This window comes from Chlorogloeopsis fritschii PCC 6912 (assembly GCF_000317285.1).
Lineage (GTDB): Bacteria > Cyanobacteriota > Cyanobacteriia > Cyanobacteriales > Nostocaceae > Chlorogloeopsis > Chlorogloeopsis fritschii.
Genome location: NZ_AJLN01000140.1, coordinates 19,478 through 37,347, shown reverse-complemented (window position 1 = coordinate 37,347; position 17,870 = coordinate 19,478). Strand labels below are relative to the sequence as shown.

Sequence of the window (17,870 nt, the reverse complement as noted above, 5' to 3'; positions counted from 1 at the left end):
CGATTATATCGAACTAACGAATAAAGGGAGGGCAAATATGTCATCCGTTACGAATGTGACAGAAGCCACGTTCAAACAAGAAGTCCTCGAAAGCGAAGTTCCGGTATTGGTAGACTTTTGGGCACCGTGGTGTGGCCCTTGTCGCATGGTGGCTCCGGTGGTGGATGAGGTGGCTACCGAGTACGTAGGACAGGTAAAAGTGGTGAAACTGAACACAGATCAAAATCCCACTGTTGCCAGTCATTACGGGATTCGTAGCATTCCCACACTGATGGTGTTTAAAGGTGGGCGGCAAGTCGATACGGTTGTGGGTGCAGTACCAAAAACAACCTTAGCTAAAACTCTAGCACAGCATCTGTCTTGAAAATAGGGGCTAGGGGCTAGGGACTAGGAAAGATAGTTTTGATTTCCTCGTTGTGTGATGTCTCACATGACTACCTAGTTTGAAACTAAGGTGGGTACGTAACTTACCTGTTCTACTGAAGTTGTAACACAGAAGCAACAAGTGTAAAGCATGAACTAACCAAATCAAATTTACCCTTGTTGCTCTATTTCTTCTTCTTTCCTTGGTATGGACTTAAAACTAGATAATAAATCTGCGCTGGTAAGCGGCTCAACCGCAGGAATTGGTTTTGCAATTGCCCAAATGCTAGTGCAAGAGGGTACATCAGTAGCCACTAACCGTGCTGCTTTGCGGGCAGATTGTGGTGTTGTGCGCTCAATAGTTTAGGCCAGAGTAATTCTTTTAAAAAATCAGGAGAAAAATCCATGATAGAACTCTACTACTGGACAACGCCTAACGGTCACAAAATTACAATGTTCCTTGAGGAAGCCGAACTTCCCTACACCATTATTCCCGTAAATATTGGTGCAGGCGACCAATTTAAGCCAGAATTTCTCAAGATTTCACCCAACAATCGCATCCCTGCAATTCTTGACAAAGAACCTGCTGATGGGAGCGAACCAATTTCAGTTTTCGAGTCTGGTGCAATTTTGCTGTATTTAGCAGAAAAAACAGGCAAGCTGATTCCAAGCAACACACGAGAACGCGTAGAAGTTCTCCAATGGTTATTTTGGCAAATGGGAGGCTTAGGGCCAATGGCGGGGCAGAACCACCACTTCAGCCAATATGCGCCTGAAAAAATCCCTTATGCCATCAACCGCTATGTGAACGAGACAGGGCGATTGTACGCTGTACTGAACAAACGACTGAGCGATCGCGAATTTGTGGCTGGTAATAATTATTCAATTGCCGATATCGCCGCTTATCCGTGGCTTGTACCTCATGAGCGCCAAGGGCAAAATTTAGATGATTTTCCCAACCTTAAGCGTTGGTTTGAGGCAATTAAAGCACGTCCGGCAACAATCCGCGCCTATGAAAAAGCAGAAGCATTCAAAAATCAGGCGCTCGATCCCGAAAAATCACGAGAATTGTTGTTTAACCAATCGGCGAATACAGTGAAACGTTAATAAAGGCGATTGGGGATAGTAGTCTATCGCATAAGTTTTGAATTGTTCGTAGTAAGCGATGCACGCGCTCTTAGAGTAAAGGACTAAAGTCCTTACTACGAACTTGTTTCACCTGCTCAATATTGCAAGTACTCACTTCCATCTAAATCAAAAGTAAATTTTTTGGCAATCAACTATGAACACTGACATTAATTTATTTACTCCCTACAAACTTGGCGACATCGAACTAAACAACCGCATTGTGATGGCTCCCCTTACCCGCAACCGTGCAGGTAAAGGCAACGTACCCAACGAACTCAATGCAGAATACTACGCTCAACGTGCATCCGCAGGACTAATTATTTCTGAAGCCACTCAAGTTTCACCCCAAGGACAAGGATATCCTTTTACACCAGGTATTCATTCACCCGAACAAATAGCAGGATGGAAGCTAGTTACAAATGCTGTGCATCAGCAGGGAGGAAGAATTTACCTGCAACTGTGGCACGTAGGGCGCATTTCTCACCCAGATTTGCAACCAGACGGAGCCTTACCTGTAGCACCTTCTGCTATTCCAGCCCAAGGGCAAGCTTCAACATATGAGGGGATGAAACCCTTTGTCACACCTCGTGCTCTAGAAACCGAAGAAATTCCAGGGATAGTGGAACAGTACCGCCGGGGTGCAGAAAATGCCCTAGCCGCCGGATTTGATGGCGTAGAAATTCATGGTGCCAATGGTTATTTAATCGATCAATTTCTCCGCGATGGTACTAATCACCGTACAGATGAGTACGGGGGTTCGATAGAAAATCGTGCCCGATTGCTGTTGGAGATAACAGAAGCAGTAACTGGTGTTTGGGGTGCGAAGCGAGTAGGAGTACGCCTTTCTCCTAGTGGAACCTTTAATGATATGTCTGACTCCAATCCCCTAGCGACATTTGGTTACGCAGCAGAAGCACTCAATCAATTTGATTTGGCATATTTGCATATCTATGAGGCAACAGAGGCAGATATCAGACATGGCGGAACAATCGTACCTACCAGTCACATCCGAGAACGCTACAAAGGTACATTGATGGTTAACGGAGACTATACCTTAGAAAAAGGCAATACTGTCTTGGCAAGAGGAGAAGCAGATTTAGTGTCATTTGGCAGACTGTTTATAGCCAATCCAGATTTACCGCAACGCTTTGCTCTTAATGCACCTCTGAATCAGCCCGATCCATCGACTTTTTATGGGGGAACAGAGAAAGGTTATACCGATTACCCAACGTTTGAACTACAGCAACTGCGTTAACTAAACAGCTTGATTATCTACTTGGGAAGGGTAAAAGTATTTATGTGTATTCTCTTCCCAGATTCATCGATAGCTTAGGTAAAAGCGATCGCCTATTTATTCCAAAAACAGGGGAATTGCATGAATCCGAACCGCGTTTGAATCCCGGTCGTTTGCCATTTTCCTACAATGTCTTTGTAGATAAATTGGACAATCCATATCAGGATTAGGAAGTCTTTATGCTAATAGGGGATTGGGTATCAGTTATCCTTCGCTGTCCCCTATCCCCTATCCCCTACAAATACTCCTGCAAAAAATCAAAAGGATCTTCTTCCCACGATGGCTCTGGTACAATCAAACCCAATATAGTGTTAATATCCGTTTCAATTTGGTCAACATCTTTCCTGTCAAAGATTTCTGTTAAAGCTTTCCAATCACGCTCTTTAAAAGGTATTAATAAGCAACTATGTAACTCTTCTAATTGATTATTGGAATTATTATCTTGGGATTTGATAGCTTGCCAGTAAATACTGCTTTTCACGGTTTATAAAATATCAAATATACTAGTTTTGTCTAAATTAATTTACTTTAATGTATAGTTATGAGCAGAAACAGGTGGCTATATAAAAATAATTAGAAATTTGTTATATTTTTTGCTAAACCAATTTATAGTAGCTACATTATTAAATAAGTACATTTTTAATTTTGTTATACCGAAATCTTGACTAACATAGTGTTTCAATAAAGTAAGTATAAAGCTACAGAAATAATCTAATTGTATAGAAAAGCTCAAAAAGTTAACAAGTAGAATTGCTGAATTACGCACAAAAGAGGCAGGGGAGCAGAGGAGCATGGGCGCAGAGGAGGAAAGTGGAAAATTCTTCTCCTTGTCCCCGTGTCCCCTTGTCCTTCCTTCTGCCTCTTTGCAGTCGCCACCCTACCCTACGGGTTCTCCTTTAGGAGTACGGGAAGCCCTTCGGGTTCGCCAGTCACCTGCGCTCGTGTTACCCTCCCGCAGTGCTGGACTCACCGCCCACTCTCCGAGAAGCCAGGCTACGCCTGTCTACCGGGCGTCTACAACGGAGGGGAACCTCCCGAAGTTCTGAGCCTCCTCCGGAGGAGCTTCGCTTACGGAGGAAGCCTCCGCACCCTGCGGGAAGCCGCTCCGCGTCTACAGACTTCTCTCCACACGGCGCTGCTCTCTGCCTCCTGGCTTCTGCCTTCTTACTGTGGCTCAACTAATTCTGCATCAAACACTTCTGCAAAAGACTCCACTATCGTTGCACGCACTAAATCGCAAGTAATATCTGGTATCCACTCAGTCAAACTAGCTACAGGCTTATCCGAAATACCACAGGGAACAATTCTTTCAAAGCCAGTCATATCAGGACAAACATTTAATGAAAATCCGTGCATTGTAATCCAGCGACTGACTTTTATGCCAATAGCAGCTACTTTACGTCCTTCCACCCAAACGCCAGTCAAGCCAGATATACGCTCTCCTCGTAATCCATAAGTATATAATGTATTGATAATAACTTGCTCTAATTGCCGTAAATACCAGTGCAGGTCTTTGTAATAACGTTGTAAATTTAAAATTGGATACCCCACTAACTGACCAGGGCAATGGTAAGTAACTTCACCGCCTCGTTCAATTCTATGTACTTCATAGATGTTGTGGTCAATATCAAATTTGAGAAATTCGGAATTTGCTCCTTGCCCTAAAGTATATACGGGGGGGTGTTCCAGCAAAATGAACACATCATCCAAGCTCTTGTCTTTGATGCGTTCGGCAACGAGCGATCGCTGCCAGTTTAAAGCATCTATGTAAGGTGTCAAGCCTTGGTTATATAACAAACACTGATGAGAGTATGAAGTATTACTACGGAACATTGCAAAAAATAATTGTTGTGTCACAATATTGGTATCAGAAATTACATAATTTTTGGCAAATAACCTCAAGCTATGCAAAGGATTTTAAAGGAAAGTAAAGGGAAGCAGTTTTGTAAAATACAAAATGCTAGTTTGAATATATAACCTCAATGGTGTTGGGAGGAATTCTCTGCAAGAGCTATCACGCCAATAAAAAAGCATGAAGCAGTGGCTGATGGTGTCTAATCAGTTGTTCGCATCTAAGACGGGATAAAACTTACAACCAGACACGTGTTGTCTATGAACAGAAAAGCAAATCCACCCCACTTGGAGGAGTAAAGCTGATGATATCTGCGTGCGTGTATAAATGCCTTTGTTGCAGTTGCAGCAATTGCAGAGATTCTCAAGCCAGTTATTTAAAGTTGGCTGAGGATAAGTACACTAATAGCAGGATGTAGGAATTTTCCGATTTAGCCCGGCGGCAGTGATAGACCTTACCGCAATTCCTTTTCTCCAAACCAAATACACATCAAAACATTGAGCGGGAGAGTTTACATGAAGCTTGTCATCCACGGCAAAAATATTGAAATCACCGATGCAATCAGGGATTATGTGCATCAAAAAATTGAAAAGGCAGTGAATCATTTTCAGAACATCACAAATGAAGTGGATGTGCACTTGAGCGTAGCTCGCAATCCCCGGATTAATCCCAAGCAATCGGCAGAAGTCACTATTTATGCTAACGGAAGTGTCATCCGTGCCGAGGAGAGCAGCGAGAATTTGTACGCCAGTATCGATTTGGTAGCGGATAAAATAGCTCGTCAACTGCGTAAATACAAAGAACGGCGTCATGAGAAGAAAACTCATGCCCAAACTACCATTGAAGGAGTTGTTCAACAAACAGTTGTCAAAGATTTAATAGGCGATCGCACGCCCGAATTGCCGGAAGAAGTGGTTCGCACAAAATATTTTTCCATGCCGCCAATGAGCGTTGCCGAAGCTTTAGAGCAGCTGCAACTGGTAGATCACGATTTTTATATGTTCCGGAATTCAGAAACTGGTGAAATTAACGTTATTTATGAACGCAATCATGGTGGATATGGTGTGATTCAACCCCGCAATGGCAATGGACATACCAACAACAAAAACGGCAAGACAGCTCACGCCCACACTGGCACGCCGGAACAGCCGCACTTGCATAAATAGAGATTGGGGGCTAGAGGCTAGGGGCTAGGGGCTAGGGGCTAGGAAAATCAAGAGTCAAAAGATAAATCATGACTTTTGCCTTTTGACTTTATAAATTATCCCCCTCATCTCTACTCATTAATCCCTAGTCCCTAGCTAGCCCCTAGTCCCTTTAGCGCCTCCTCGACGTGAGCTTTAAAGTTCAACATTGAGTCAAATACATATTGCACAACTCCATTTTTATCTATCACATAGGTTACGCGACCGGGAATCAAACCAAAAGCTGTGGTAGCACCGTATAGCTTCCGTACTTTGTCGCCTTTGTCGCTCAACAAAGTGAATGGTAGTTGGTATTTAGCAGCAAATTTTTGATGAGATTCCGGTGAATCACCACTAATGCCAATAATTTCTGCGCCAGCAGATTGAAATACTTCATAGCGATCGCGAAAAGCACAAGATTCCACCGTACATCCGGGTGTGTCATCCTTGGGGTAAAAATAAAGGACAACTGGTTTGCCGCGAAAATCTTTCAGGCTAACAGATGTACCATTTTGGGAGGGAAGAGTAAAATCAGGCGCAGTATCCCCAACTTTTACAGACATAAGCAATTTCAGCTAGTGCAACATTACTTTACAAAATTTTAACTTGTGTATTGGTCTAAAATTTTCCTTGATCGTCTGTCTTAAGAGAGGTAATTTATAATCTCCAACGTAAAATTCCATTTATGCGCCTCACCTCTCTTGATGTGTTTCGCGGCATTACCATTGCTGGCATGATTCTTGTCAACATGGCTAGTATTGCCGATCCCAATGTCTATCCTCCACTACTCCACGCCCAATGGCACGGTTGGACACCAACTGACTTAGTATTTCCCTTCTTTCTGTTTATAGTTGGTGTAGCGATGAGTTTTTCCTTCTCTAAATACACTGACAACAAAGCAGAGGGGGAAACTCCCCATCCGCCTTACGGGCGCATCTTACGCCGTGCTGCCATCCTCTTTGCTTTAGGATTACTCCTCAGTGGCTTTTGGAATCAGGGAATTTGGACTTTTGATTTCAGCAGTATCCGGATTATGGGAGTGTTGCAGCGCATCAGCCTTACCTACCTGCTGGCAAGTTTGGCAGTTCTAAACCTACCGCGCAAAGGGCAATGGATACTGGCAGCAGTGCTACTCATCGGTTACTGGGTGGCGATGATGTATGTGCCTGTTCCCGGTTACGGTGCTGGTGTGCTGACAAGAGAAGGTAACTTTGGTGCTTATATAGATCGCTTGATTATTCCCAAGGCACATCTGTACAAAGGCGATGGCTTCAACTTCATGGGAGATCCAGAGGGGCTTTTTAGCACAATTCCAGCTATTGTTAGTGTCTTAGTTGGTTACTTTACTGGGGAGTGGATACGTCGTAAAAAAGAGATAAATTCCGAAACTAGCATGGATTTAGTTTTATTTGGTCTTAGCTGTCTAGTTATCGGTGGAATTTGGGATTTAGCGTTTCCAATTAATAAAAAGCTCTGGACTAGTTCCTACGTAGTATTTACTACTGGTTGGGCTTTATTGTTACTTGCGGCTTGTTATGAATTAATAGAAGTGCGACGAGTGCGGCGTTGGGGTAAAGCTTTTGAAGTCTTGGGATTAAATGCCATATCTATATTCGTCGCATCTGTACTGCTGATTAAAATTTTGGTTAGAACCACTGTTGGAACTGGAGAAAAGGCTCCTAGCACTTACAATTGGATTTACCAAAATCTGTTCGCATCTTGGGCTGGTGCGTTCAACGGTTCGCTGTTATTTGCGATCGCGACTGTGCTGTTTTGGTTAGCAGTTGCCTATGCAATGTATCGCCAACGCTGGTTTATTAAAGTTTAAATTTGCTTTTATTGCCCAGTCTATTGCGAGCGATCGCTTATTCTATTCTTCTGCATTAAAGTCTACTTGATCGTAAATATCCGCCAGCAAAATTTGGCAAGGAACCGAGGCTAGAGATAAAGCTATATCTCCATCTTCATATTCAGAAAATATCCATTTATTGTTGTCAGCCTTGCAATATTGCTCAAGGTGCATCGTGTACTGGTCAATAAGAATATATTCCTTAAAGGTGGGAATGGTGCGGTAAGCTGCAAATTTTTCATCGCGATCGTAGCTTTTAGTAGATTTTGACAGCACCTCAGCAATCATCACTGGGTTAGTGATAGTATCTCTCCTTTCTTCTGTAAATTGCAGTTCACCAGCAACAACCATGACATCAGGATAAGTATGAATGCGCTTATTTGGAATCCAAAGACGCTGATCTGCGACAAAAACTCGATAAGGCTGACGCTTGAGAGCAAAATTTAGCGTGGAATAAAAGTTGCCAGCAATTTGGTTGTGATTGGGTGTTCCGCCTGCCATTAAAATAATTTGTCCATCAATATATTCGTGGCGCTCCTCTGAATTAACCTCTAGTTCTAGGTATTCTTCAGGTGAATAGTAGCGTTGTTCTTGTGCAATAGTCATGACATTTCAACCTCCAAGATTATAAGCTACTGACTGATCCAAAAAGTATAGTAAAGCCCTCTTGGGTAAAGTGTCTGTCATGGGTTAATACCTCAATAATTCCTAATTGCTTCATAGTTTGCATAGAAATGCAATCTGTGAGACTGTATGCTTTGTCAGCACGTTGTTTATATAGTTCAAGTCCAGCTATAAATGTGTTATGGCTTTGTGGAATAACCTGAACATAATCATTTTCTAAGATATCTTGAACTTTTTGAATAGCGCCTTGCCGCATTTTTATATCGTAGGCTGAGAAGAAGTTAAGAAACTCAGTTAATACTTCATCCGTAGTCACTATACGAGATGAGACAAGATTTTTGTTAAAGCTTTTTACGGCTAAATGCCATTCATCTCTAGGATTTAATAAAGCAGCCCAGTAAAATGTATCTGCAAAAACCGTTCTCATGGTTCTTGTTTTGGTTTTCCGTAGAGATAATGATCAATTTGTGCTGCACCATCTGTTGGTAGTTGGGCAATAATCTCTTCTGGTAATTCGTTGGTAAAATCTTCAAACATTTCCCAAATAGGTTTACTTTTTTGCTGAAGTTGCTGTTCGCTTGAGTCTACTGTTAATTGACTGGCAGTCTTTGAGTTAGTATCTAGTTGATTTCGTCTTGCTTTAGCAAACAGTAAAAAATCTAAAACTTCTTCTATCAAGTTTTCTGATGCTTCTTCTATTTCTCTGAGTAATTGTTCTTTTGCAGTCATATTCTTACCCCATTTCATCAGAGGTTGACTAAATCGTACCTTTGCGAATCATCTCAAAACCATATACATAAATATCTGCAAACTTATAGCGTTGCTCCTTTTCACGCCATTCGGCAAGACCAATTTCGCTCAGTAAATTAACGAAGTCATCAAATGGGGATATGATATCTTGTACTGATTTCTGCCATACAGTTTGTAATTCTTCTTTTGACAATAGTGCTGAGATATCCTTGAGAGAATCAAAAAATTTACTTAAATAAGGATATTCTTCTTTGATAGCATTGCAGCGTTCTTCTGATGCTTTCCTTAAGCCAATTTCTAAGGATTTTCCTCTAAGCAAGCGGTCTGTAGGCGGCTTTATCGATGTTTGTCCTTTATAACTTAACTCTTGGTCTTTTGCTCCTTTAAGCAATATACTTAAACTTCTGGGAAAAGTAGTACCACTGGAGTCTGTTAAACGTTCGTAGACCCATCTAGATACATATTTAGCTTTGTCACCACGTCTTCGACGGCTTCCCCACAGCAATTCCAAGGCTCGTTCAACCGCCTCTTCACTAGCTTGATCAATACTCTCAACTGGGGAAAATCTATCAACCAAATTCTTAAATTTTGTTGATTGAATTGCTTGACGAAATGCTAATCGCAAAAAGTCAATTCTAGTCCACTGCAAGAGAATATCACGTCCGTTAAAATGACTTTTATTGTCAAAATTCACACGATTCCAAATGTCTTCTCTTAAGAAGATTTTAAATCGAATTGCTGTCAATCGACGCGCATCACAAGACTGGATAAACTGGAACAAACCTACTAAAGCTTGCTGTCTAACTTCACTTTCTTCAGGAAAATCTTCATCTAAATCATCATAAAGAAACCACATTATTTGAGATTGTTTTCGAGCTTTTTCATCAATAATATCTATTGCATCTTTGACTATAAGTTGTAACTGAGGTTCAGTAGATAATTGCACCAATGCTTGAGTGTGTTCATACTGCCACCTCTCTTTAGAGAGACTATTTATAATTGCTTTTAAATCACTAAATTTTTTACCTTGTTGACCTCTAGGAAAACTAAAATAATCTTCTTGAAAAGTTCTCAAAAGTAAATAACCTCTCCAAAACGCTTCCCAAGACCCTCCTCCTTTTTGTAAACTTTTATGAATTACTCTAAATTCATCACGAGATGGGCGGCTCTTATAAAATCTACCGTGACCTGAAAAGCAAACTGTATTATCTAACCGACCACGAGCTAATTTTTGAGCAACCTCACTATGTTTTAGCAGAAGCCAATAGAGAGCAGTTTTACCAGTTCCTTTTCGACCTCTAATCAGACACGTAGTATCATCTAAAAATCTTTCAAAATCAGTAGTACGCTGAAATAGTGACCTGAAATTTTTTTGGTTTTGATCGGCAGCATTTACTTCAGGGAATTGAAGATTTTCAATTATTTCCCAGCGATTATCTGTACTAGTTAAAACGGTTCTTCGTTTTAAATCATCTGTTTCTTCATCAATTAAATTAGCAATTCTAGTGTAGTAATCTGCCAATGCTGGTACAGGATAGTTATCTGCCAAAGCAATTAGCGAAAGATAAGGGACTACCAGTGGCCCTGCGACTTCAGACTGAGGCTCTTCTTCTAACTCACCATCATTTGTTTCATCTTCATTCCTTTCATCATTTTCATCTGTTATTTTATTAATCTTTTCATGCAAAGACTTCCAAATCTTTTTAACTTTAGCCATCCCAATTTCAGTAACATCAGGAACTGGTGTGAAAACGAAGTTGATTGATAGATTTTTTAAGACTTGAAGCGATTGTAGAAGCAAATCAATTCCTTGCCGATTTTGCTCATTAGGAAATAGGAATATAATCACTTCATCTGCCGCCTGAAGCAATGAAAAAGCTCCCCATTGATTAATTCCAGTTCGTGAATCAACCAAGAGAATATCAGGCTTCAACTGTTCTTGAATTTCACGACTAAAAATAGACCAAAGATTATCACCCGTATCAATAATGGTAGTAGCTCGCAGGTCATCAACTTTAGAAATATAATTAAGGTCTAGACAACCAGCAGGAACAACAAATAATCTTCCTGTAGCATTAGGTATTCTAACTTCGCCAAATATTTCAGCAACTGAAATACTAGGCTCCAATCCCTCCGGCAAGTAGGAACGCTCATAGAAATAATCAACAATCCCATGTTCTGGTTGCGGATTTAGATTGAATGCTGTACTTAATCCAGGTGCTTCTAAATCTAAATCAACAGCCACAACCTTGCGACCTCGCATCGCAAGAATCCAAGCGACGTGAGTTAATGCAGTAGTTCGACCTACCCCTCCTTTAAAGGAATAAAACGTCACTGTCCGAGGCACACGGGGTTCTCGCACTTGTGCTTGAGATTGATTTTGAGGGTTTGCTGCCTGTAAAGCTAAATCTTGCCAAGTGTATACCGAGGCTTCATTCGCAACCTGTGGACGCGAAATATTAAGAGATTCGGCTTCTTGAAGCGTATATAAGGAGAGAAAACCAGGAGATAAATGAGGAACCTGTGATTTGTTGAGGAAACTCAGGACTTGCTCTTTGCGCTGAGGTATGGATAAACCAACAAAGCGATCGCTTACAATTGTCAGACTCAATAAGCCTGATGTAGAAATAATCACATCAAGCCACTCTTGTGAATTCTTGATATACTGCTCTGTCATTAGTTGCTTAAGCAATCCTTGACCAAGCTCCTGCATTTTCATCCCCCTTAAAGTTGAGTGGCTTGCTTTAGTAACCACTTTCTGAGGCGCTGATATGTCTCAAACCAGCGTTTGTAAGTTGCATCATTAGGCTCATTGCAACAATAGCGCATATCTATGAAATGTTGGCTGTTAGAGTCTGTTCAACGAATTTTATGAGAACCACCGTATCAATCACCCCAAAATTTCTACTTCTTCAACAGGATTGAGTTGATCGAGAATTCTCCAAATTTCCTGTAACATTGGCTCTAACCCTGCACCCGTAACTCCTGAAATCAAAAAGACTGGGGCATGGGAAAGATGATTCAGCTGTGTCGCCAACGCTTCTAAATCTACACTTTCCCTATCTACCGCATCAATTTTATTCAATGCCAAAACTTGCGATCGCTCTGCCAAACCCCTGCCATAGGCTTGCAATTCTTGCTGGATTGTATTGTAATCTCTGATAACATCATCGCTGGTGGCATCAATCAAATGCAGCAATACTCGCGTGCGCTCAATATGGCGTAAAAAATCATGCCCCAGCCCAGTTCCTTGAGAAGCGCCTTCAATTAATCCGGGAATGTCAGCGAAAACTGTACCATCACCTGTAGGCTTGCGTACCACCCCTAAATTTGGTACTAAGGTAGTGAAGGGGTAATCAGCGATTTTTGGACGTGCTGCTGATAAAGCTGAAATTAATGTAGATTTTCCGGCATTGGGTAGCCCAATAATTCCCACTTCTGCCAAAAGTTTCAATTCTAAACGCAGTTGTTTAATTTCTCCTGGCAGCCCTGGCAAGGCATATTCGGGAGCGCGGTTGCGATTGCTCAAAAAATGCTGATTTCCTAATCCACCCTTACCGCCAGCCGCAATTAGCAAAGTCTGCCCAGGTTCTACTAAATCCCCTAATAAATCGCCTGTTTGTGCGTCATAAACAACAGTACCGCAGGGAACTTCAATAATCAAATCCTTGCCATTTGCCCCAGTGCGGTTATTTGGCCCACCACGACCACCATTGTCTGCCTTAAACTTATGATTATATCTGAAGTCAAGTAAGGTTTGCAAGTTCTCATCCGCACGGAAATATATTGAACCACCTTTTCCCCCATTGCCACCAGAAGGGCCACCTGCTGGCACATACTTCTCCCGTCGGAAAGCGACAATACCATCGCCTCCCTTGCCTGCTTCAACTTCAATTTCTGCTTGATCGATGAATTGCATAATAAGTCAATAGTCATTAGTCATTGGTCATTAGTCATTGGTCATTAGCCATTGGTGAATTGCCAATTGAGTCAAGGTTATGAATTTAATTGGGCAGCTAATTTTTCCGCCAGTTGATACACCCGCAATTCTTGGAACCTCTTGCTCGACATTCTCCTCCTTTACAAAGGACTAATAACTAATGACTAATGACTAATAACTAAATATATTCTGAAACATCCTCTCCACAATCATCTGCCAGATAGGAGAGGGCACGAAAACGTAAACTTACGAGTTGTTCATAAAGCGGGTTGAGTTTACATAAGGGCGGTATATGAACTACTTTGCGTCCAAATAACTTGATATCCCGCTCAAAAGGGCACTGAGAGGGAATCATTTTGCACAAAAAGCGGGCTACTCTAGGATCTTGAATGTCTAATCCGTCTAGCCACTCGCGTAAAGGATGTAATGCATCAAGTTGGGGCTTTGTGGGTGCAAAAACAGGAGTTTGTGTTTTTCCTGTTAGCTGTGGCAAAGTATGGCGTAAGGCTTCCAGTAAATTTTCTGGCGCTCCTAACGCTTTACATAACTGGTGCAGCAGATAGTCTTCACTCTTGGAGTAAGTACCGTCTGCGATCGCTACCATGACTGCCGTGCGTAAGAAGTTTTCTGCTGCTGGTGTGCCTACACCCAAGATTGCAGCTAACTCTTCTGGTTCAATGGCATCAAACGATTCCAAGTTGACCCCAGGGGCTAATTCATCCTGAGTAAGACTCGTAATCATTTGTCTTTCTTGGTCATCAAAGTCACCATCTGCCCAAGCAATAGTCAGTAATCCACGCAGCCAAGCGGCAATTTGTTCGCTGCTATAGGGAGATTGAACAGCACTCGTCATAAACTCACGCCTCTAGCTTTTCCCAAGTCCATACTAGCCGACGCTTACTTCACATAATGTTATTTGTTTTATTAAATCTTTTGATTAACCATGAATAATTGCGTACACGAAGAGGGGGCAGGGGACAGAGAACAGGGGACAAGGGGACAAGGAGAATCGTCGTGAATCACGTTCTTTCCCCTCTGCCACTGGTGCTCCTCTGCTCCCCCACTCCCTCCTTGGTGGTGTCCAAAGTTCATAGAGACTATTTTTTGCTCTTGTGCTAATATTATTGAGATTTTTTTTAATTAATCTCCTAAAAAGGGGATTTTTAATGATAAAAAATAAAATTGACCTTGGTGTAATTCAAGAGACGCTATTAATTCCCCTCTGGGCTAGAGCTACTGAATTAGAGCAAGTTGATCCGATTCTAGTAGACTCTAAATCGGCTGAGATTGTTGCAGCGCTTGATTACGATTTTGAGAAATTTGCTCATGCAAAGAACTCTCAAATAGGTGCTTGTTTGCGGGGAATGATCATTGACAACTGGACACGTAATTTCCTTCAACAGCATCCTCAATCGTCAGTTGTTGAAATTGGTGCAGGATTGAATACACGCTTTGAGCGAGTAGATAACAACCAAGTGCGCTGGTTTGATTTAGACTTGCCGGATGTGATGGCTTTGCGGAAGCAGTTTTTTCAAGAAACGGAACGGCGTCAGTTTATCACTGCTTCTTGTCTGGATACAGACTGGTTTGAGCGCATTAAAGCCGCTGGTACACAACCCTGTATGTTTATAGCGGAAGGTGTGTTGATGTATCTTAACGAACGACAAGTACGACAGCTTTTTAGCAATCTCTTACAAGAGTTTCCTGGTTCGTGGTTTGCCTTTGACTCCATATCACCGCTTTTTGTCAAGAATCAGAAGTACCACGATGCAATAAAACACGTGTCAGCAAAGTTCGATTGGGGAATTTCAGATATTCGTGAGATAAAAAATTGGGACTCTCGCTATCACATTATGGAGGTTTGTACTTTTAAAGATTTGCCAGCACAATATTTAAAACGTTTTTCCTTACTTAATCGTTTATTATTTTCGTATATTCCCCCTTTACGAAATACTTATCGTTTAGCATTAGTTAAACTTGGTTAACTTCAAGAAAAATAATTTATTTTAGGATATACATAATGTTTAACTTTGGTATTGAACATGAAGTTGCCTTTCTCAATTCAGAAGGAAAGTTTGTTGATTTTTCTCGTGCAAAATTTGCTGATTTTAATCAAATTATCGAGCAACTTCCCATATATCCCAATGACCACCTCCAATTAAGAATTGGAGACGCTGGGATTAGAAAAAAAAGATGGTATATTGAAGGATTTGAAAGATTTACAGATTCTGAAAAAATTGTAGATTGTACTCCCAAAGGTATTGAAATTAGAACAACAATACATTCTAGTATTCAAAGCACAATTGATGAGTTGACAGAAAGTTTTTACTTGCTGTGTAAAATATCTGGACAATTTGGGTTTTCGCCAGTATTAATTAGTTTTAATCCGTGTAAAACAGTTTTTGAGCCTGAACCGCCATTAAATGATTATGAAATTAAGCAAATACAACAGGCTCATCCGGAAGAACAAACAGCTAACATTTACATGGTGACTTATGGGCCGGATTTAAATTTATCAATGGCAGGTTTATCAAATGAAAGTTTGATTGATATTGGTAAAAAATTAACTTATTACAGTCCTTATATTGTTCCTTTTAGTTATAGTTCACCATTTTATCAAGACAGTTTGTGGGAAGGACTATCGGTGAGAACTTTTGTCAGAACAGGAAAAAGAGCAGCAGCAATGGTTTTTGTAGAAAAGCCAGAACAAATGATTAAATCTACGCCTTCACTGACAAAAATAGCACGTCTGCCAGCGGAAGTAGGTCGGATAGAATTTAAGGCATTTGATAGTTGTGATGATTTTTCAATTTATGCTGGTTTATTAGCTTTATTAAAAGGTCTAATTTTAGATGAATCACTTTCTGGTAGAGCAATAATACCAGATGCCGAAAAGCACCAACTTTCAGCACAACAAGGATTTGATAATCAAGATATCTATGCGATCGCCTCACAAGTTTTACAAGCTGCTGAAGTTGCCCTTGGAGACGATCCAGATGTAAATTTGCTAGCACCATTAAAAGTGATGCTCGAAAAACGAGAAACAAAAGCTCATCAACTTATTCGTGATTTCAACAAGCTGGGTTCAATCGAACAAGTACTGAAGAATACTTACTCTGCATTGGCATGATTGACGATTACATCCAAGCCACAATGGCTCAAATCCAAATTCCAGGAGTCTCTGTTGCAGTAGTGCAGGAAGGCGAACCTGTTTTAGTCAAGGGCTATGGATGGGCAAATCTTGAACACTCGGTTACGGCAACTGAACGCACAGTTTACGAAATCGCCTCTGTTGGCAAAACATTTACTGCCACACTCATAATGATGTTGGTTGAGGAGGGAGTAATTTCGCTCGATGATGCGATCGCAAATTACCTCGACAATATACCTCCAGCGTGGCAGCCCGTTACAATCAAGCATATTCTGTCTCACCAATCTGGAATTCCCAGTTATACTGATGCCAAAAACTACTGGGAAATTACCCGTCTGGATTTATCCAAATCAGAAATTTTGGCTTTAGTTACTGACTTACCCCTCAAGTTCCAACCGGGTGAATTAAGTGCCTATGACAACACAGGCTATTATCTACTAGGTTTAATGCTGGAAAATATGACGGGGCAATCCTATGGAGATTTATTGCGCGATCGCATTTTTACTCCTTTGGGCATGAATGCAACCGTAATGAATCATCCCAGAGATATTGTGCCGCACCGTGCTGCTGGTTACCGTTGGCTCAATGGTAAGCTTGTTAACAAACCCTACTACAGTCCTTCAGTTACCTATTCAGCTGGAGGACAACTCTCCAGTGTGGAAGATATGGTGAAGTGGGAACAAGCTCTTTACAATGCAACTGTATTGAGGCAATCAACCCTCGATTTAATGTGGACTCCTCATCCTCCAAACCTTGGTAATGATTGGAACAAACTCAAATATGTGGCAGGTTTAGGTTGGTGGATAATTAATTATGGCGATCGCCGAGTAGTCGCTCATAATGGTTCGATTCTAGGTTTCGCAAGCAATATTACCCGCTTTATCGATGACAAAATTACCGTGATTTTGTTCTGTAATTTAGATAGAGTAACGCGACCGGATGCAATTGCTAAAGAAATTGCTGGATATTACTGTCCATCTCTTGCAAGATTTGCACTTCAGCCTTCATTCGAGATGGATTAAGTTTTCATACCACAAAGAAATTATGCGATCGCTACGGTTGTGTACCGCCGAAAATTTTTAAGTTAACATCCAGAATAATTCCTCAATCCTAACTCTATGACAACAGATGCTTTTGAAAAAACCAGTTGGGGCTGGCAAGTTTTACAATTTCGGCAAAAAGTCGGGGAATGGCTGGAATATCAGTTGTCTGGCTTCAACCAAACTTTACCAGAATTACCTGCTGGATGGTCATTAGATTCTTGGGTGATATCGCTGCTGAAGTTTCTATTTTGGCTTTTAGTAGCCTTATTCTTGGCTTGGGTAGGTTGGCGGCTATGGCAAGAATTTAGTCCTTATTTGTATTCCAAGCTGGCTGCAATGGGCAATTTTAATACTTCTGCTTCAAAAGCGACAGACAATGAACTGTCAGTAGCAAAATTTTTGAGGCGATCGCAAGAATTATATCGTCAGGGAAACTACCGAGAAGCTTGCCGTTATCTCTATTTTGCAATGTTGCAACAGTTGCACGAAAAAGGCATTCTCCCCCACAAGGCAAGTCGTACCGATGGCGAATATTTGCAATTGTTGCAATTATCTCGTACTCAAATTCAACCTTACGAAACCTTGATTACTACTCATGAACAATTATGTTTTGGTGATGCTGAGATTCACTCTGAAAATTACGAGCAGTGCCGCCAAGCATATGGGGAAATTGCTAATAGCTAATTGCTAAT

Annotated in this window: 20 protein-coding genes; 11 read left to right on the top strand and 9 right to left on the bottom strand. The window is 41.2% G+C overall.

Going from position 1 to position 17,870, the window contains the following annotated elements:
* Positions 1-37: 37 nt before the first annotated feature.
* The 5 genes from trxA (at position 38) to UYC_RS39675 (ending at position 2,955) form a co-directional block, all read left to right on the top strand.
* Positions 38-364, top strand: a complete 327-nt coding sequence (gene trxA, locus UYC_RS0130805; protein WP_016878000.1) for a thioredoxin — start codon at positions 38-40, stop codon at positions 362-364.
* Positions 365-571: 207 nt separating this feature from the next.
* A complete protein-coding gene (locus UYC_RS39160) occupies positions 572-730 on the top strand; it encodes a hypothetical protein (protein WP_016877999.1) in 159 nt (52 codons plus the stop codon).
* Between the two features lie 38 nt (positions 731-768).
* Complete coding sequence (locus UYC_RS0130795; protein ID WP_016877998.1) at positions 769-1,470, top strand: glutathione binding-like protein; 702 nt, start codon at positions 769-771, stop codon at positions 1,468-1,470.
* A 175-nt stretch (positions 1,471-1,645) separates the two neighbouring features.
* Positions 1,646-2,746 (top strand): alkene reductase, encoded by a 1,101-nt coding sequence (locus UYC_RS0130790; protein ID WP_016877997.1) that lies wholly within the window; start codon positions 1,646-1,648, stop codon positions 2,744-2,746.
* A 44-nt stretch (positions 2,747-2,790) separates the two neighbouring features.
* Positions 2,791-2,955, top strand: coding sequence for a hypothetical protein (locus UYC_RS39675; protein WP_235083096.1), 165 nt, complete (start codon positions 2,791-2,793; stop codon positions 2,953-2,955).
* A gap of 65 nt (positions 2,956-3,020) precedes the next feature.
* On the opposite strand, the gene UYC_RS0130780 is transcribed toward UYC_RS39675, so the two are convergent.
* Together UYC_RS0130780 and lipB are read right to left on the bottom strand one after the other, a co-directional pair.
* Positions 3,021-3,266, bottom strand: coding sequence for a hypothetical protein (locus tag UYC_RS0130780; protein ID WP_016877996.1), 246 nt, complete (start codon positions 3,264-3,266; stop codon positions 3,021-3,023).
* A 683-nt stretch (positions 3,267-3,949) separates the two neighbouring features.
* Complete coding sequence (gene lipB / locus UYC_RS0130775; protein ID WP_026087692.1) at positions 3,950-4,618, bottom strand: lipoyl(octanoyl) transferase LipB; 669 nt, start codon at positions 4,616-4,618, stop codon at positions 3,950-3,952.
* Positions 4,619-5,152: 534 nt separating this feature from the next.
* On the opposite strand from lipB, the gene hpf reads away from it, so the two are divergent.
* On the top strand, positions 5,153-5,803 hold the full coding sequence (gene hpf, locus UYC_RS0130770; protein ID WP_016877994.1) for a ribosome hibernation-promoting factor, HPF/YfiA family: 651 nt from the start codon (positions 5,153-5,155) through the stop codon (positions 5,801-5,803).
* A gap of 131 nt (positions 5,804-5,934) precedes the next feature.
* Here hpf and UYC_RS0130765 read toward each other — a convergent pair whose 3' ends face one another.
* Positions 5,935-6,384 (bottom strand): peroxiredoxin, encoded by a 450-nt coding sequence (locus UYC_RS0130765; RefSeq protein ID WP_016877993.1) that lies wholly within the window; start codon positions 6,382-6,384, stop codon positions 5,935-5,937.
* Between the two features lie 122 nt (positions 6,385-6,506).
* Here UYC_RS0130765 and UYC_RS0130760 point away from each other — a divergent pair, with 122 nt between their 5' ends.
* Entirely contained in the window at positions 6,507-7,649 is a 1,143-nt protein-coding gene (locus tag UYC_RS0130760) for an acyltransferase family protein (protein WP_016877992.1), read from the top strand.
* 42 nt (positions 7,650-7,691) lie between these two features.
* On the opposite strand, the gene UYC_RS0130755 is transcribed toward UYC_RS0130760, so the two are convergent.
* From UYC_RS0130755 to UYC_RS0130730, 6 genes are all read right to left on the bottom strand, one after another.
* Positions 7,692-8,276 carry a Uma2 family endonuclease gene (locus UYC_RS0130755; protein WP_016879785.1) on the bottom strand — a complete coding sequence of 195 codons (585 nt, stop codon included), beginning with the start codon at positions 8,274-8,276 and terminating at the stop codon, positions 7,692-7,694.
* 19 nt (positions 8,277-8,295) lie between these two features.
* A complete protein-coding gene (locus UYC_RS0130750; RefSeq protein ID WP_016877990.1) occupies positions 8,296-8,721 on the bottom strand; it encodes a type II toxin-antitoxin system VapC family toxin in 426 nt (141 codons plus the stop codon).
* Positions 8,718-9,023: a hypothetical protein gene (locus UYC_RS0130745; protein ID WP_016877989.1), complete on the bottom strand. Its 306-nt coding sequence runs from the start codon at positions 9,021-9,023 to the stop codon at positions 8,718-8,720. Before UYC_RS0130745 ends, UYC_RS0130750 begins: the two co-directional genes overlap by 4 nt.
* Positions 9,024-9,051: 28 nt before the next feature.
* Positions 9,052-11,757, bottom strand: a complete 2,706-nt coding sequence (locus tag UYC_RS0130740; RefSeq protein ID WP_026087691.1) for a ParA family protein — start codon at positions 11,755-11,757, stop codon at positions 9,052-9,054.
* 177 nt (positions 11,758-11,934) lie between these two features.
* The gene (obgE, locus tag UYC_RS0130735; protein WP_016877987.1) at positions 11,935-12,963 is read right to left on the bottom strand and encodes a GTPase ObgE; all 1,029 of its coding nucleotides are present in this window, start codon (positions 12,961-12,963) and stop codon (positions 11,935-11,937) included.
* 199 nt (positions 12,964-13,162) lie between these two features.
* Positions 13,163-13,837 (bottom strand): Mo-dependent nitrogenase C-terminal domain-containing protein, encoded by a 675-nt coding sequence (locus tag UYC_RS0130730; protein ID WP_016877986.1) that lies wholly within the window; start codon positions 13,835-13,837, stop codon positions 13,163-13,165.
* A gap of 313 nt (positions 13,838-14,150) precedes the next feature.
* Here UYC_RS0130730 and UYC_RS0130725 point away from each other — a divergent pair, with 313 nt between their 5' ends.
* From UYC_RS0130725 to UYC_RS0130710, 4 genes are all read left to right on the top strand, one after another.
* Positions 14,151-14,969, top strand: coding sequence for a class I SAM-dependent methyltransferase (locus tag UYC_RS0130725; RefSeq protein ID WP_016877985.1), 819 nt, complete (start codon positions 14,151-14,153; stop codon positions 14,967-14,969).
* Between the two features lie 35 nt (positions 14,970-15,004).
* A complete protein-coding gene (locus UYC_RS0130720) occupies positions 15,005-16,114 on the top strand; it encodes a hypothetical protein (RefSeq protein ID WP_016877984.1) in 1,110 nt (369 codons plus the stop codon).
* Entirely contained in the window at positions 16,111-17,157 is a 1,047-nt protein-coding gene (locus tag UYC_RS0130715) for a serine hydrolase domain-containing protein (protein WP_016877983.1), read from the top strand. The genes UYC_RS0130720 and UYC_RS0130715 overlap by 4 nt, the downstream gene beginning before the upstream one ends.
* A 96-nt stretch (positions 17,158-17,253) precedes the next feature.
* The gene (locus UYC_RS0130710; protein ID WP_016877982.1) at positions 17,254-17,862 is read left to right on the top strand and encodes a DUF4129 domain-containing protein; all 609 of its coding nucleotides are present in this window, start codon (positions 17,254-17,256) and stop codon (positions 17,860-17,862) included.
* Positions 17,863-17,870: the final 8 nt, after the last annotated feature.

Bases quoted from the DNA above. Each gene is read 5' to 3' on its own strand.
- UYC_RS0130790 (WP_016877997.1), top strand. From the start codon at position 1,646: ATGAACACTGACATTAATTTATTTACTCCCTACAAACTTGGCGACATC.
- trxA (WP_016878000.1), top strand. From the start codon at position 38: ATGTCATCCGTTACGAATGTGACAGAAGCCACGTTCAAACAAGAAGTC.
- hpf (WP_016877994.1), top strand. From the start codon at position 5,153: ATGAAGCTTGTCATCCACGGCAAAAATATTGAAATCACCGATGCAATC.
- UYC_RS0130795 (WP_016877998.1), top strand. From the start codon at position 769: ATGATAGAACTCTACTACTGGACAACGCCTAACGGTCACAAAATTACA.
- UYC_RS0130765 (WP_016877993.1), bottom strand. From the start codon at position 6,384: ATGTCTGTAAAAGTTGGGGATACTGCGCCTGATTTTACTCTTCCCTCC.
- UYC_RS0130750 (WP_016877990.1), bottom strand. From the start codon at position 8,721: ATGAGAACGGTTTTTGCAGATACATTTTACTGGGCTGCTTTATTAAAT.
- UYC_RS0130755 (WP_016879785.1), bottom strand. From the start codon at position 8,276: ATGACTATTGCACAAGAACAACGCTACTATTCACCTGAAGAATACCTA.
- UYC_RS0130745 (WP_016877989.1), bottom strand. From the start codon at position 9,023: ATGACTGCAAAAGAACAATTACTCAGAGAAATAGAAGAAGCATCAGAA.
- UYC_RS0130720 (WP_016877984.1), top strand. From the start codon at position 15,005: ATGTTTAACTTTGGTATTGAACATGAAGTTGCCTTTCTCAATTCAGAA.
- lipB (WP_026087692.1), bottom strand. From the start codon at position 4,618: ATGTTCCGTAGTAATACTTCATACTCTCATCAGTGTTTGTTATATAAC.
- UYC_RS0130760 (WP_016877992.1), top strand. From the start codon at position 6,507: ATGCGCCTCACCTCTCTTGATGTGTTTCGCGGCATTACCATTGCTGGC.
- UYC_RS0130730 (WP_016877986.1), bottom strand. From the start codon at position 13,837: ATGACGAGTGCTGTTCAATCTCCCTATAGCAGCGAACAAATTGCCGCT.
- UYC_RS0130710 (WP_016877982.1), top strand. From the start codon at position 17,254: ATGACAACAGATGCTTTTGAAAAAACCAGTTGGGGCTGGCAAGTTTTA.
- UYC_RS39160 (WP_016877999.1), top strand. From the start codon at position 572: ATGGACTTAAAACTAGATAATAAATCTGCGCTGGTAAGCGGCTCAACC.
- obgE (WP_016877987.1), bottom strand. From the start codon at position 12,963: ATGCAATTCATCGATCAAGCAGAAATTGAAGTTGAAGCAGGCAAGGGA.
- UYC_RS0130740 (WP_026087691.1), bottom strand. From the start codon at position 11,757: ATGCAGGAGCTTGGTCAAGGATTGCTTAAGCAACTAATGACAGAGCAG.
- UYC_RS0130715 (WP_016877983.1), top strand. From the start codon at position 16,111: ATGATTGACGATTACATCCAAGCCACAATGGCTCAAATCCAAATTCCA.
- UYC_RS0130725 (WP_016877985.1), top strand. From the start codon at position 14,151: ATGATAAAAAATAAAATTGACCTTGGTGTAATTCAAGAGACGCTATTA.